Source organism: Geomonas limicola (genome assembly GCF_014193675.1).
In the GTDB taxonomy this organism is placed as follows: domain Bacteria; phylum Desulfobacterota; class Desulfuromonadia; order Geobacterales; family Geobacteraceae; genus Geomonas; species Geomonas limicola.
Genome location: NZ_BLXZ01000003.1, coordinates 342,889 through 356,350 on the forward strand (window position 1 = coordinate 342,889; position 13,462 = coordinate 356,350).

Here is a 13,462-nt window from a genome sequence, read left to right on the forward strand (position 1 = left end):
GTGGAGAACCGTTTCCTGTCACTCGTGCCTGAGCCCCCCAGTGGCTTCCGGTACCTGGAACGACTGAGCTCTCGGGACGTCAGACGCTTCCCGGTCGCACTCTGGGCACCGGACCGGGAGAGCGCAGAGGCGGCCTTGGCACCTTTCGGCGCCGGAGTCGCCGCCATCACGGTCAGCTCAGCCTGTCACCCCTCCTGGCAGCGGTGCGGCACCCTGCGCTTCCATCTCGAGGTAACTGCCGAGCAGTGCGCGACGCTCACCCAGCAACTGGTACCCCAGCTCGATCTTTTGCAGCAACTGCGCGACAGTGAGGACTTACGGGCGGTTCAGGAAATGGACCTGGTGCGGGCCTGGGAGGACAAGGCACGGGACCGCAAGATTTTCGAGGCCACCAAGGAGCACCTCTTTAGCGAACTCACCGAGCGTTTGCGGGTGGAAGAGGAACTGCTCGCCATCAGGAACCGGCTGGCCGCCACGCTGGACGCCCTGCCCGACATGCTGTTCGAGGTGGGGCTGGACGGCTGCATCTACGACTTCCACACACCGCAGCGGGAGCTGCTGGCCGCCCCGCCCGAGGCGTTCCTGAACCGGAAACTGACCGAGGTACTGCCCCACGATGCGGCGCAGATTTGCCTGGCCGCCCTGCAGGAGGCAGAACGCAAGGGGGCCTCCTTCGGGAAGCAGTACCAGCTGCTGCTGCAGGGTGCCAAGCTCTGGTTCGAGCTCTCAGTTGCGCGCAAGGCCGACCGGACGGCGCAGCAGTCACGCTTCATCGTGCTGGCCCGGGACATCACCGACCGTAAGCAGCACGAAGAGGAGTACCTGAAGATCCAGAAGCTGGAATCACTGGGCCTCCTGGCCGGCGGCATCGCCCACGATTTCAACAACCTGCTGACCGGCATCATCGGCAACCTCTCCTTTGCCCAGGCCCTTATCGAGGAAGAGCACCCGGCTCAGCGCCCGGTGTCCCAGGCCGAGAAGGCATCGCTGCGCGCCACCGAACTCTCGCGACAGCTGCTCACCTTCGCCCGTGGCGGCCTCCCCATGAAAAAACGCTGTTCGGCGCAGCAGCTGCTGCGGGAGACCGTCTCGCTCGCCCTCTTAGGTTCCAACGTAAAAGGGGTGGTACGCATCGCGGAGCGGCTCGACGATCTCTATGCGGACGAGGGGCAGATCAGCCAGGTCTGCAACAACCTGATCATCAACGCCAGGCAGGCCATGGCAAGCGGCGGGACACTCACCGTCGAGGCGGACAACGAGCGCCTGGGGCCGGAGAACCCCTACGGGCTCCCCCCCGGCGGCTACGTCCGGGTGAGCTTCGCGGACCAGGGGTGCGGCATCGCCGAGGGGGACCTGATCAGGATCTTCGATCCCTACTTCACCACCAAGGCCACGGGGACCGGCCTGGGCCTCGCCTCGGCGCACTCCATCGTAACCAGGCACGGAGGCCACATCGGGGTGACCTCCACCCCGGGAGATGGGGCCACCTTCGTGGTCCGTCTCCCCTCCGCCGGCGCCCCCTGCCAGGAGGCCGCCTCCGTGGCGGCGAACTACGTCGGAGAAGACTTGCCGGGAGCAGCGCTGCTCATCATGGACGACGAGGAGATGATCCGCGAACTGGCCCGGGAGATGCTGCAGTACCTGGGCTACCAGGTCACCGCCTGCGAAGACGGCGCCCAGGCCATTGCCCGCTACCGGGCCGCTTTGGAGGCGGGGACTCATTTTGCAGCGGTAATCATGGACCTGACCATACCGGGAGGCATGGGGGGGAGGGAGGCTGCCGAGCAGATCCTGGCGCTGGACCCCAACGCCCGGCTCATTGTGTCGAGCGGCTACTCGACCGACCCGGTCATGTCGGATTTTCACACCTACGGCTTCTGCGCCGCCATCAAAAAGCCGTACAGCATGCAAGCCCTGCGGGAGGAACTCAGCCGGGTATTATGCTCCGGGCAGATTACGGCGAGCTAGGCAAGTCCCTGAAACAAAGCAGGTGAGGTCTACTGCGAGGGTGAGGTGAAACTGCGCGGGAGGACCCCGTCCCCCTCCCCTCGGGGCCACCGAAACTGCCGGACGGCTCCGAGGTTGGCGAGGATACCGGGAAGTGGTAGGGGAGATTCGCTACGCCTTAAAGACTAGTTGCCGCCGCGCCCCGCCTTCTCCGGAGCACCCTGGCGCTGTGCTGCGCGCCCGGTGGCGAGCTTGATGCGGAAGATCGGCAGCAATTGCCCGATGACGATGGCGGCGCAGAAACCAAGGAACAGCCAGACAGCAAAATTGTTGCCGTCCTGGGCGGTGTTCACCGACGAGAAGGAGAGGTAGTTGGTGGCCAGCATCAAGACGACCAGACCGACCATCCAGGGAAGCAGTTGCACCAGCTGCGGGCGAACCTTCTCGTGATGCACCGCAGCGGGAAGCAGGCAGTGGCCGCGGTTGCGCCTGGCGTCGGCGGCCTGTTTCTCGAAGGCACAGGCGACCGCCTGTCCCAGCTCGGCAGCTTCACGCTCCGAAGCAGGCTTCAGCGCGTGGTAGAAGATCCCTTCCTGGCGCACCTTACGCTCCTGATCCAGGCTCACCTCGTCGCAGACCATGATGATCTGCAACTGCCGGTTGCACTTTTTAAGGAGCCGAACCAGTTCCGGCGACGGGACCTCACTGCCGAAGGCGCTTCCCAGCAGGAGAACCGGTGCCCGGCGTTCGTGAACGCTGCGCAGAACTTGATCCGCGGAGGCGGTAGCCTCGACCCGGTACCCTGCCCTTCTGAAGAACACCGCGATAGTTCCGCAGTAGTCCAAATCCCTGTCAGCGATGATGATAGTTTTCTCGTCCATAACCCACCTCGACCACTTCTCTTTCTGGCGAGCCTAAAACCTAGTGAGCCTGCCCCGCTGCATCGTTTGCACTTTTCTTGAAAACCATGCCGTAGATGCCTTTGAACATGGCGCCCAGCAACATGAGCCCGGGTACGACCTGCAGGACGATCACCGCACCAATAAAGAGGATGAAAAGTCTTGCGCCGGAACCGCCCGCCTCGGAGACCTCGGCAACACCTGAAATTGCGAGGGCGCCCGCTACGACAACTGCCACGATGAACCAGCTTGCGATTTTACCGGCTGCTTTGCTCGATTTCGCTTTCATGGTTTCCCTCCCTGACGCTCTATTTGGATGCTTTCTCGTGCTCTTGACCTTGAGTTAGCATCAACCGTGCCCATTTTCGCACCTACCGCTCAACATGCCGTTTTAACACACGTTTCAGTCCGGCAGACGTAACAGCCGCGGGGAGGATTTCCCCATAAAAGTATGTTTTCCCAATACACCTTGGTGCTGCAGCTCCTGCCGCCTTCAGCCACGCATACTCTAACATAATGGAATAACAGCATAAATTACCGAACAGGCGACTGTATAGGCCCCATGTACGCTCGGCGGAGACCTGCATATGAAATCTGAAACCGCAAATGCAAAGGGAATTATTCAAATACTGTCAGAGGCTGGGCAGTTTTTAGGACTTCGGCGCAGGGCCCTGAATAGGGACCAGTATCCGGCCAATATAAATCCCTAAGAGGGTTGTATTGCCGCCACACAAAGCTATGATTTACCAAGAGATTGCCATAGCGTTGCCAGTGTGGCTGGCCCACTATGAGTGACATGATCATTGTCAATTGATTATCTGCAGGGAGAGCACTCTGAAGGCCTTGTGCAGACCCGGGAGTGGCATCTCTCTGCCCCTGTGACACCCCCTCAAGCTGGTGTTCCAGCCTGGGTTCAAAGATCAGGGTGTAAAGGAGAAACATCATGCTTAGTACCTATCGAGTTCTCAATCTTCCGATCGCACTGGCGCTTGTCGGAGCCCTTTCCGGCTGCGCCCACTACGAAGTCAACAATGGGCACGGCAACGTTCCCGGTTACTACATTCATTCCGAGATGCAGGAGGCCGACCGCGCGGTTGCGGCGGCCCGCCAAGCCGGCAAGGATCAAAGTTGCCCCGCCGATTTCAAGGCTGCCGAGGCTGCAAAAGACAAGGCCTACGACGTCTACCGTGCCTGCCACACCGAGGAAGGGATAGCCCTGGCCAAAGAGGCAACGGCCAAGGCCAACGCGCTGTGTCCCCCGCAGCCTGCCAAGGCAACCCAGGCCCCCCCGGCGCAACCTGCGCCACCCGCCGCAGCAGTCGCAGAGGCGCCGCTTGAACCGGTCCCCGCGACGGAGCCGACTCCCGACCGATTCAAGTACTGCGTGTCGCTCAACATGGAGTTCGATATCGGTAGCGCCGAAGTCCGCCCGCAGTACCGCGATGAAATAGCCAAGGTCGGAGATTTCATGAAGAAGTACCCGACCACCACCGCAGTCATCGAAGGGTACACTGACGAGGTTGGCTCGGACGAGGTCAACATGCAGCTTTCCCAGCAGCGCGCCAAAAATGTCGTCAAGTACCTGGAGGACAACTTCGGCATAGATCCCTCCCGGCTTTCTGCCAAAGGATACGGAAAAAGCAGGCCCATCGCCGCCAACTCCAATGACACCGGGCGCCAGAAGAACCGCCGCATCGATGCCGTCATCGACTGCGCTTTCGACGTCCAGGAAGTCGCTGCTCCGCCGGACCGGCTCTGCATCGCCCTCAACGTGGAGTTCGCCACGGACAGCGCCGAGATCAGGCCCCGCTACTATGAGCGCATCGACAAGGTGGGCGAGTACCTGCGGAAGTACCCGACGACCACCGCGGTCATCGAGGGGCACACTGACAGCACGGGCGATCTCGAGCACAACATGCAACTGTCCCGTCAGCGCGCTCAGAGCGTCGTGCACTACCTGACGACGAAGTTTGGCATCGAGGGTGACCGGCTCTCCGCCAAGGGGTATGGACCGACGCGGCGCATCGCCTACGACAACAGCGCTGAAGGGCGCCAGAAAAACCGCAGGATCAACGCCATCATCGACTGCGTGCTCAAATGAGAACCGCGCCGTCATCGGTCCGCTAACGGCAGGCGCACTCTTACACAAGAGTGCGCCTGCTTTTGCTGTCACGCGACTGATGACTACCAATCGACAGGCACGCCTTCCCCCGTTTCGGGGTGCCCGCCTCGAACTCATGGGTGGGAGTGGTACCCCGCTGGTTACCCGGCGTCTGTCGCTCCTCCTCACCCCCTCAGGGCACCGCCCCGCCACCTCCCGCACACCCCCGGCAAGCTCAGTCCTGACGCGGGCTGGGGCCCATTAAAATGTTGCATATTTACCCCCCCTCCCCTATAATTCAGTGATTTTATAAAAAGGTTAGAACGAAGGCATCGGCATGTTCATTACATTTGAAGGCGTGGAAGGGTGCGGCAAGACGACCCAACTGAGACTCTTGAAGGAACGCCTTCAGGGAGCGGGACACCGGGTGACGGCGACCCGTGAACCGGGTGGCTGCCCGATTGCCGACCAGATGCGCGCCATCCTGCTGGACGCCCAGAACAGCGCCATCACCCCTCTTGCCGAGTTGCTGCTCTACGCGGCGGCGCGTGCCCAGCACGTTCAGGAGGTGATCGTTCCGGCGCTCGAGCGCGGCGAGGTCGTCTTGTGCGACCGCTTTACCGACGCTACCCTGGCCTACCAGGGGTACGGCAGGGAACTGGCCCTGGCGACCATCGAACAGCTGAACCAGCTGGCAACCGGCGGGCTGGAACCGAGGCTCACCCTGCTCATCGACTGCCCCGTGGAAACCGGGCTTTCCCGTGCCAGGGCACGCATCGAGGCCGCTACCGGTGCCCGCGAAGAACGGTTCGAACTGGAAAGCATCCTCTTTCACGAACGGGTGCGCCAGGGGTACCTGGGACGCGCCGCAGCCGCGCCGGAGCGCTTCCTCATCATCGACGGCTCGGGCGACGTCGCGGCCACCGAGCAGCGGGTGCTGACCGCCCTGGCCGGCAAGGTACCGGAGCTGGGCGCGGCGTTTTCTGCGGCACAGCAGGCGAAACCCTAATGCCCTTTGCAGAGATCATCGGCCAAGACCGCGCCATCGGCGTGCTGCGCCGCTCCATCGCCATGCAGCGGGTGGCGCATGCCTACCTTTTCTCCGGCATCGAGGGGTGCGGCAAGCGCAAGACGGCGCTCGCCTTCGTACAGGCGGTGTTCTGCGGACGGGACGAAGCCTGCGGCAGCTGTTCCTCCTGCCGGAAAATCGCCAGCGGACAGCATCCCGACCTGCACATCCTGGAGCCGGACGGCGCGTTTATCAAGATCGACCAGGTGCGTGAGCTGCAAAAGGAGCTCTCCTACCGGCCTTTCGAGGCACCCAAGAAAGCCTGCATCATCGACGGCGCCGACAAGCTGAACGCCTCGTCGGGAAATGCCCTGTTGAAAACGCTGGAGGAACCGCCGGGAAACGCGCTGATGATCCTGATCGCCCCGGAGCGCTCCGCCGTGCTGCAGACCATCCAGTCCCGCTGCCAGTCCCTGGCCTTCCAACCGCTGTCGGCCGGGCTCATCGAAGAGCGACTGGTGCGCGACGGGTTTGCCGGCGAGGCGGCGCGTGTTGCGGCGACCTTGTGCGGCGGCAGCCTGAGCCGTGGCCTGGAAATCGCCGCCGACGGGGTCCTCGCAGGGCGGGCTGCTTTTCTGACCCGGATCACCTCGCTGTCGCTCAAAGACGTGGGAGCGCTCTTCGCGGCGGCCGAGGAATTTGCCGCCGACAAGGAGGGCCTGCCGGAACTCCTGGAATTGCTGCTCTCCTTTCTGCGCGACATCCTGATCTACCGCAGCACCCCCGAGTCGCTCGTCAACAGCGACCTCACCCCGCTGGTGGCCCAGGAAGCGGCACGGCGCAGCGACAGCCAGGTCATGGAACTCATCGAACAGCTGATGGCGATGCGCCGCATGTTTGTTCGCAATGTGAACGCGAGACTGGCACTGGAAGTATTCTTCATGCGCTTTTGCACCCTGCGCCTGACCTAGGCCCTGACCAGGGCCTGATAAGCCGCCCCCTACCCGGCGTCGAGTGGGGGACGGCGCAACGCCGGAATCGGCGCCAGCAGCGCGCTAACCTCGGGGCCTTCCCGAAAGCGCGGTACACGACACTACGACCACGGATCGAGGCTCCACGAACCTCCCCCTCTTGAGATCCGTTTCAGCAATCGGAGGAATGTTTGGCAAGAATCGTACGGATACAATTCAGCACCGCCGGTAAACTCTACGACTTCACGGTCGGCAAAGTTGAACCGAAGCCCGGCGACAAGGTCATCGTCGAAACCGAGCGTGGCAAAAGCATAGGCCAGGTAGTCGCCGGCCCCATCGAGGTGGACGACTCGCTCCTGCCGGAGGGAACCAAGCCGGTACAGCGCATGGCCGAGCAGTCCGACCTGGCCATCCAGGCCGCGAACTCGCTCAAAGAGCGCGAGGCCCACAAGTTCTGCCTGAACCGCATCAAAGAGCGCGGCATGGATATGAAGCTCGTCAAGGTGGAGTACCTCTTTGACGGGAGCAAGGCAATTTTCTACTTCACCGCCGACGGCCGCGTCGACTTCCGCGAACTGGTGAAGGACCTGGCCCACGCCTTCCACACCAGGATCGAGATGCGCCAGATCGGCGTGCGCGACGAGTCCAAGATGGTGGGCGGCATCGGCATCTGCGGCAGGGAGCTTTGCTGCTCGTCCTACCTGCGCGAGTTCGAACCGGTCTCGGTCAAGATGGCCAAGGAACAGAGCCTGGCGCTCAACCCGAGCAAGATCTCGGGGCAGTGCGGACGACTCTTGTGCTGCCTCTCCTACGAATTCGAGACCTACTGCAGCCTCAGGAAGGGGCTCCCCAAGTGTGGCAAGCGGGTGCAGTGCGGTTGCGTGGACGGTGAGGTGGTCAAGGTGAACGTCTTGGCCGGTACCGTGACGCTGAAGCAGGGCGACGACAGCCTTGTGCAGTTAAACGGTGACCAGATCGCTCCGGAGAACATCAGCGACCGGATCAAAAAACCCCAGGGGCAGCCCGGCGACAAGGGGAAGGGACAGCAGGGCCAAGCCCAGGGCCAGGGGCAGAAAAAGCCGCGTCGTGACCGCCCCCAGGACGTCAAGGAAAGAAAAAAGGAGAAACCACAATGAAACCCGCGTTCTACGTCACCACCCCCATCTACTACGTAAACGACGTCCCGCACATAGGCCACGCCTACACGACGCTCGCGGCCGACGTCCTGGCCCGTTACAAGCGGCTCAAGGGGTTTGACGTCTTCTTTTTGACCGGCACCGACGAACACGGGCAGAAAGTGGAGAAGGCGGCCTACGCCGCAGGCGAGACCCCGCTCGAGCTGGCCGACCGCGTCATGAAGCGCTTCCAGGCCCTGTGGGAGAAGCTGGAGATCTCCAACAACGACTTCATCCGCACCACCCAGGAGCGCCACAAGAAAGGGGTCAGCGAGCTCTTTCAGCGGGTGATGGACAAGGGTGACATCTACCTGGGCGAGTACGAGGACTGGTACTGCACCCCGTGCGAGACCTTCTGGACCGAGACCCAGCTCATCGACTTCAAGTGCCCGGACTGCAACCGCCCCACCGAGAAGCTCAAGGAGGAGTCCTACTTCTTCAGGATGAGCAAGTACCAGGAGCAGCTCCTGGCGCACATCGAGGCGAACCCGGAGTTTATCCAGCCCAAAAGCCGCAGAAACGAGATCCTCGCCTTCGTTAAAGAGGGGTTGAGGGATCTCTCGGTCTCCCGCACCACCTTCCAGTGGGGGATCCCGGTTCCCGGCAACGACAAGCACGTGGTCTACGTCTGGTTCGACGCGCTCACCAACTACATCACCGCGCTCGGCTACCCGGACGAAGCGGGGGACTTCGGCAAGTACTGGCCCTGCGACGTGCACCTGATCGGCAAGGACATCCTGCGCTTCCACACCGTCTACTGGCCGACCTTCCTGATGGCGGCCGGCCTCCCCATCCCGAAGCGGGTCTTCGCCCACGGCTGGTGGACCGTCGAGGGGCAGAAGATGTCCAAGAGCCTGCAGAACGTGGTCGAGCCGAACATGCTGATCGACAAGTACGGAGTCGATGCGGTGCGCTACTTCCTGTTGCGCGAGGTCCCCTTCGGTCTCGACGGCGACTTCTCGCACCAGGCGCTGATCCACCGCATCAACTCGGACCTGGCGAACGACCTGGGGAACCTCCTGAACCGCTCCACGGCGATGCTCGGCAAGTACTTCGGCGGCGTGCTGCAGGCGCCGGGGGAAGAGACCGAACTGGACAAGAACTACCGCGAGAAGACCGTGGCCATGCTGACGCAGGTCGAGACCTACATCGACGACCTCGCCTTCAGCCGTGCGCTGCAGGCCATCTGGGAGGTCATCTCGGCCGGCAACAAGTACATCGACGAGACCTCCCCCTGGACGCTTGCCAAGGATCCGGCCCAGAAGGAGCGGCTGGGAACCGTCATGTACTACATGCTCGAGTCGCAGAGGGTCGTTTACCTCCTGCTCTCCGCCTTCATGCCGAAGACCGCCGAGAAGGGGCTGAGCTACCTGGGGTGGAGCCAGGTGGACGACGCGGCCCTTGCCTGGGGCGGCCTCAAACCCGGCAGCACCATCGCGAAGGCCGAGGCACTCTTCCCGCGCATCGAGGAGAAGGCCGAGTAACCTACAGTTCAAACGTGGCAACGAAAAAGGGGACGCTCGCAGGAGCGTCCCCTTTTTTTGGTAGTCCGATAGGTGGGAATAGGATGATGCTAGGCCAACAGTGTTGCGGGCGGCCTTGAGTTCCCCCCTTTTTCAAAGTGGGGGACGTGAGGTCACCAGCAAGGTAAGAAATCACCGGCAGTGTAGATAGAACCTCGGCTGTCCCTACCGCCTCCTCAGCTCCCGCCAGGAAGCGGCCTCAACTCTCCGGGCGCCAGCATGAAGAAGAAGCGGAACCCGCAGTACTTGTAGAACTCCGAGAAGAGGAGCTTGAAGCTGCCGCCGTGGATCCACCAGTCTTCCTTGAGGTTGCGGGAGTCGACCGGGTGGGGATAGATGGCGATGTCCTTGGGGAGCGCGTTTCGGAAGATGAGCGTGGCGCGCTTCATGTGGTAGCGCGAGGTGATGAGCGAGATCGAGGTCACCTGGTGCCGGGTGATCAGCCCACGGGCATAGATGGCGTTCTCCAGGGTATTGCGGGAGACGTTCTCAAGGTAGACCTGGTCGGACCGGGTGCCGCGGTAGAGTTCACCCTTCTTGACCAGCGGATCCACCCCGATGAGGAACAGCAACCGCCCCTGCCCCTCCTTGTACATCTTGATACCCTCTTCAACGCGGCCGCGCCCGCCGGCAAGCACCACGATGGCGTCGGTGTGCACGTCGCGGGGGGTAACCGAGAAGGTTTTATAGACGAAATCGACGAACAGCACGCTCAAAACGAGCAGCGCCACGATGAACAGCGAGAAGAGACCTTTTATCAAACCCATGATTGCACCGTTGAATCCATCGCCACCGGTATTTTTTGCTTGCACCTGATGGCTTCATCTGCTATAAGTGACGACTTCAGTAACCACCGGAGGGTAGAAAGAAATGTCCAGAATATGCGAAATTTGCGGTAAGGGCCCTAGCTTCGGGAATAACGTCAGCCACGCTAACAACAAAACCAGCAAAATCTGGCGCCCGAATCTGCAGAAGATCAAGGCCGTGAGGAACGGTACCGTCAGGAGCATCAAGGTCTGCACCCGCTGCATCCGCTCCGGACACGTAACCAAAGCCCTCTAGGATCCGACCCTCTGCAAAGAATCTAAAGCCGCTCGCGCCTCAAGGCGCAGCGGCTTTATTTTTGTCCAGGCCGGTTTGCCCAAGAGCCTAGCGGCAGAGGGCGGTCACCTCGATCTCTACCAGCGCGGCGCGCGGCAGCCCTTTGACCTCGACGGTGACCCGTGCCGGCGGGTTTTCCGGGAAGAAGCGCCCGTAGATCGCGTTCACGGTGGCAAAGTCCCCCATGTTGGCCAGGTAGATGACGCTTTTCACCACGTCGCCATACCCCAGCCCCGCAGCCTCCAGAAGTGCCCCGATGTTCTTCATGACCAGCTCGGTCTCCGCACTCACTCCACCGCCACACATCTCGCCGGTCGCCGGATCGAGCGCGATGGCACCGGAAAGAAACAGGAAGCCGCCCGCCTTCACCCCCTGCGAATAGGGTCCGATCGCCCTGGGGGCCTGTTCCGTGCTGATGATCTCCTTGCTCATGGTTCCTCCTCTAGGTAATGCGGGTTCCGGACCCGTGAGATTATCGATGTACGACATCTTCTTGTAGCTATTACCAGCTTCCTGCGACACTCGCACCGACCCGCCCTAGCTTTTCAGCCGTTCCACCTTCAAGACGCCGCGCACCTTGTTGATCGAGGCGAAGACCCGCTTCAGGTGGTCCAGGTCGGTCACGTCCACCTCGAAGAGGTTCTCGCCGCGCTTGTCCATGGTGCTCTGGATGGAGGCGCTGGAGATGTTCGCCTCGCTGTTGGTGATGGCCGTGGCGATGTTGGCCAGGATCCCCTTCTCGTCGTTGCAGATGACCCGGATCTTGACCGGCAGGGCACTCTTCCTGCCGCGGTTCCAGGCTACCTCGATGCGGCGCTCCGGCTCGAGGGCCGCTGCGAAGGGACAGTCGGCGGTATGTACCGTGACGCCGCGGCCGCGGGTGATGAAGCCGGTGATCTCGTCGCCGGGGAGCGGGTTGCAGCACTTGCCGAAGCGGACCAGGACATCCTCCACGCCGTCGATCTCGATCGCGCTGGAGGACTTCCCCTTCAGCTTGTCGATCACCTTGCCGATGCGCGTTTCCTTGCGTTCCTGGGCCGCCTCCAGCTTGTCGGCCGGCACCAGTTTGCCGAGGATCTGGCTCACCGAGAGCTTGCCGTAGCCCACCGAGGCCATCAGGTCGTCCTCGGCCTGGAAGCCGAACTCGACGGCGACCCGCTTCATCTCCCCCGTTTTCTGCAGCTTGGCATAGTTAAGCGAGTAGCGGCGGAACTCCTTCTCGCAGATCTCGCGTCCCAGCTGGATGCTCTTTAAACGTTCCTCGGTCTTCACCCAGGCCCGGATCTTGTTGCGCGCCCGGGAGCTCTTGACGATCTTCAGCCAGTCCTTCGAGGGGGTGTGGTGCGGCGAGGTGATCACCTCGACGATGTCGCCGGTCTTCAGCTCGTACTTCAAGGGGACCAGCTTGCCATTCACCTTGGCGCCCACGCAGCGGTGTCCCACGTCGGTGTGCACCGAGTAGGCGAAGTCGATCGGGGTCGACCCCTTCGGGAACCCCTTCACGTCCCCTTTCGGGGTGAAGATGAAGACGTCCTCGGGGAAGAGCTCGACGCGCACCGTGTCCATGAACTCCTTGGAGTCGGCAAGTTCCTGCTGCCACTCCAGAAGTTGCCTCAACCAGGTGAAGCGCTTCACTTCCTTCTCGTCGTACCCCTTCCCTTCCTTGTACTTCCAGTGTGCCGCGATCCCCGCCTCGGCAACCCGGTGCATCTCCGAGGTGCGGATCTGCACCTCCATGCGCTCGCCCAGGGGACCTATCACCGTAGTGTGCAGGGACTGGTACATGTTCCCTTTGGGCATGGCGATGTAGTCCTTGAAACGCCCGGGGATCGGCTTCCAGGTGGAGTGGATGATCCCCAGCACCTCGTAGCACTCGCGCACGTCTTCGACGGTGACCCGGATGGCGATCAGGTCGTAGATCTCGTCGATGTCCACGTTGCGGCTCTCCATCTTGCGGTAGATGGAGTACAGGTGCTTGGAACGCCCGGAGACCTCCCCCTTGATGCCGTGCTCGGAGAGCTGGTTCTTGATGATCTCCTTGACGCTCGCCACGTAGGTTTCGCGCTCCTGCTTCTTCTTGGCCACCTTGCCGGCCAGATCGTAGTAGAGCTGCGGCTCCAGGTAGCGGAAGGAGAGGTCCTCGAGTTCACCCTTCACCCAGGAGATCCCCAGCCGGTTGGCGATCGGGGCATAGATGTCCAGGGTTTCGCGGGCGATGGCGCGCTGCTTTGCCTCGGGCTGGTACTGCAGGGTGCGCATGTTGTGCAGACGGTCGGCGAGTTTCACCAGGATGACCCGGATGTCGTTCGCCATGGCCAGGAGCATCTTGCGGAAGTTCTCGGCCTGGCTCTCTTCCTTGGTCTTGAAGTGGATCTTGCCGATCTTGGTGACGCCGTCCACCAGGCGCGCCACCTCGGCGCCGAACATCTCCGCCAGTTCCTGGTGCGTGGTGAGGGTGTCCTCGACGGTATCGTGCAAAAGCCCGGTGACCACGGCCGGGATGTCCAGGCGCAGGTCTGCCAGGATACCCGCCACCTCCATCGGGTGGATCAGGTACGGCTCTCCGGAGAGCCTGGTCTGCCCCTGGTGCACCTTGGCGCAGAAGACGTAGGCCTTTCTGATCAGATCGAGATCGGCACCCGGGTTGTAGGAGGCTACCTTTTCAAGTATGTCGTTGAGTCGTATCATCGAATCTGGACTTCCTCGATATGCAAAGGGGCCAACGGCGGGACCTTT

12 protein-coding genes are annotated in these 13,462 nt (G+C 62.0%); 7 read left to right on the forward strand and 5 right to left on the reverse strand.

Going from position 1 to position 13,462, the window contains the following annotated elements:
* Window positions 1-1,968: a hybrid sensor histidine kinase/response regulator gene (locus H7688_RS08705; RefSeq protein ID WP_183360684.1), complete on the forward strand. Its 1,968-nt coding sequence runs from the start codon at window positions 1-3 to the stop codon at window positions 1,966-1,968.
* 164 nt (window positions 1,969-2,132) lie between these two features.
* On the opposite strand, the gene H7688_RS08710 is transcribed toward H7688_RS08705, so the two are convergent.
* Both H7688_RS08710 and H7688_RS08715 read right to left on the reverse strand, forming a co-directional pair.
* Window positions 2,133-2,828 carry a DNA-binding transcriptional response regulator gene (locus H7688_RS08710; protein WP_183360685.1) on the reverse strand — a complete coding sequence of 232 codons (696 nt, stop codon included), beginning with the start codon at window positions 2,826-2,828 and terminating at the stop codon, window positions 2,133-2,135.
* Window positions 2,829-2,868: 40 nt separating this feature from the next.
* A complete protein-coding gene (locus tag H7688_RS08715; RefSeq protein WP_183360686.1) occupies window positions 2,869-3,135 on the reverse strand; it encodes a hypothetical protein in 267 nt (88 codons plus the stop codon).
* 654 nt (window positions 3,136-3,789) lie between these two features.
* Between H7688_RS08715 and H7688_RS08720 the strand changes: the two genes are divergently transcribed.
* From H7688_RS08720 to metG, 5 genes are all read left to right on the forward strand, one after another.
* Window positions 3,790-4,947 (forward strand): OmpA family protein, encoded by a 1,158-nt coding sequence (locus H7688_RS08720; RefSeq protein WP_183360687.1) that lies wholly within the window; start codon window positions 3,790-3,792, stop codon window positions 4,945-4,947.
* Between the two features lie 331 nt (window positions 4,948-5,278).
* The gene (tmk, locus tag H7688_RS08725; protein WP_183361029.1) at window positions 5,279-5,956 is read left to right on the forward strand and encodes a dTMP kinase; all 678 of its coding nucleotides are present in this window, start codon (window positions 5,279-5,281) and stop codon (window positions 5,954-5,956) included.
* Window positions 5,956-6,927 (forward strand): DNA polymerase III subunit delta', encoded by a 972-nt coding sequence (holB, locus tag H7688_RS08730; protein ID WP_183360688.1) that lies wholly within the window; start codon window positions 5,956-5,958, stop codon window positions 6,925-6,927. The genes tmk and holB overlap by 1 nt, the downstream gene beginning before the upstream one ends.
* 191 nt (window positions 6,928-7,118) lie before the next feature.
* The gene (locus H7688_RS08735; RefSeq protein WP_183360689.1) at window positions 7,119-8,063 is read left to right on the forward strand and encodes a PSP1 domain-containing protein; all 945 of its coding nucleotides are present in this window, start codon (window positions 7,119-7,121) and stop codon (window positions 8,061-8,063) included.
* On the forward strand, window positions 8,060-9,586 hold the full coding sequence (metG, locus tag H7688_RS08740) for a methionine--tRNA ligase (RefSeq protein ID WP_183360690.1): 1,527 nt from the start codon (window positions 8,060-8,062) through the stop codon (window positions 9,584-9,586). Before H7688_RS08735 ends, metG begins: the two co-directional genes overlap by 4 nt.
* Before the next feature lie 215 nt (window positions 9,587-9,801).
* On the opposite strand, the gene H7688_RS08745 is transcribed toward metG, so the two are convergent.
* Window positions 9,802-10,392 (reverse strand): YdcF family protein, encoded by a 591-nt coding sequence (locus H7688_RS08745; protein ID WP_183360691.1) that lies wholly within the window; start codon window positions 10,390-10,392, stop codon window positions 9,802-9,804.
* A gap of 103 nt (window positions 10,393-10,495) precedes the next feature.
* Between H7688_RS08745 and rpmB the strand changes: the two genes are divergently transcribed.
* The gene (gene rpmB, locus H7688_RS08750) at window positions 10,496-10,687 is read left to right on the forward strand and encodes a 50S ribosomal protein L28 (protein WP_183354991.1); all 192 of its coding nucleotides are present in this window, start codon (window positions 10,496-10,498) and stop codon (window positions 10,685-10,687) included.
* Between the two features lie 87 nt (window positions 10,688-10,774).
* Here rpmB and H7688_RS08755 read toward each other — a convergent pair whose 3' ends face one another.
* Complete coding sequence (locus H7688_RS08755; protein WP_183360692.1) at window positions 10,775-11,158, reverse strand: RidA family protein; 384 nt, start codon at window positions 11,156-11,158, stop codon at window positions 10,775-10,777.
* A gap of 105 nt (window positions 11,159-11,263) precedes the next feature.
* Window positions 11,264-13,414, reverse strand: a complete 2,151-nt coding sequence (locus H7688_RS08760; protein ID WP_183360693.1) for a RelA/SpoT family protein — start codon at window positions 13,412-13,414, stop codon at window positions 11,264-11,266.
* Window positions 13,415-13,462: the final 48 nt, after the last annotated feature.

Excerpts from the sequence above, each read along its gene's own strand:
- H7688_RS08710 (WP_183360685.1), bottom strand. The coding sequence starts at position 2,828 with ATGGACGAGAAAACTATCATCATCGCTGACAGGGATTTGGACTACTGC.
- H7688_RS08715 (WP_183360686.1), bottom strand. The coding sequence starts at position 3,135 with ATGAAAGCGAAATCGAGCAAAGCAGCCGGTAAAATCGCAAGCTGGTTC.
- H7688_RS08720 (WP_183360687.1), top strand. The coding sequence starts at position 3,790 with ATGCTTAGTACCTATCGAGTTCTCAATCTTCCGATCGCACTGGCGCTT.
- holB (WP_183360688.1), top strand. The coding sequence starts at position 5,956 with ATGCCCTTTGCAGAGATCATCGGCCAAGACCGCGCCATCGGCGTGCTG.
- metG (WP_183360690.1), top strand. The coding sequence starts at position 8,060 with ATGAAACCCGCGTTCTACGTCACCACCCCCATCTACTACGTAAACGAC.
- H7688_RS08745 (WP_183360691.1), bottom strand. The coding sequence starts at position 10,392 with ATGGGTTTGATAAAAGGTCTCTTCTCGCTGTTCATCGTGGCGCTGCTC.
- rpmB (WP_183354991.1), top strand. The coding sequence starts at position 10,496 with ATGTCCAGAATATGCGAAATTTGCGGTAAGGGCCCTAGCTTCGGGAAT.
- H7688_RS08755 (WP_183360692.1), bottom strand. The coding sequence starts at position 11,158 with ATGAGCAAGGAGATCATCAGCACGGAACAGGCCCCCAGGGCGATCGGA.
- H7688_RS08760 (WP_183360693.1), bottom strand. The coding sequence starts at position 13,414 with ATGATACGACTCAACGACATACTTGAAAAGGTAGCCTCCTACAACCCG.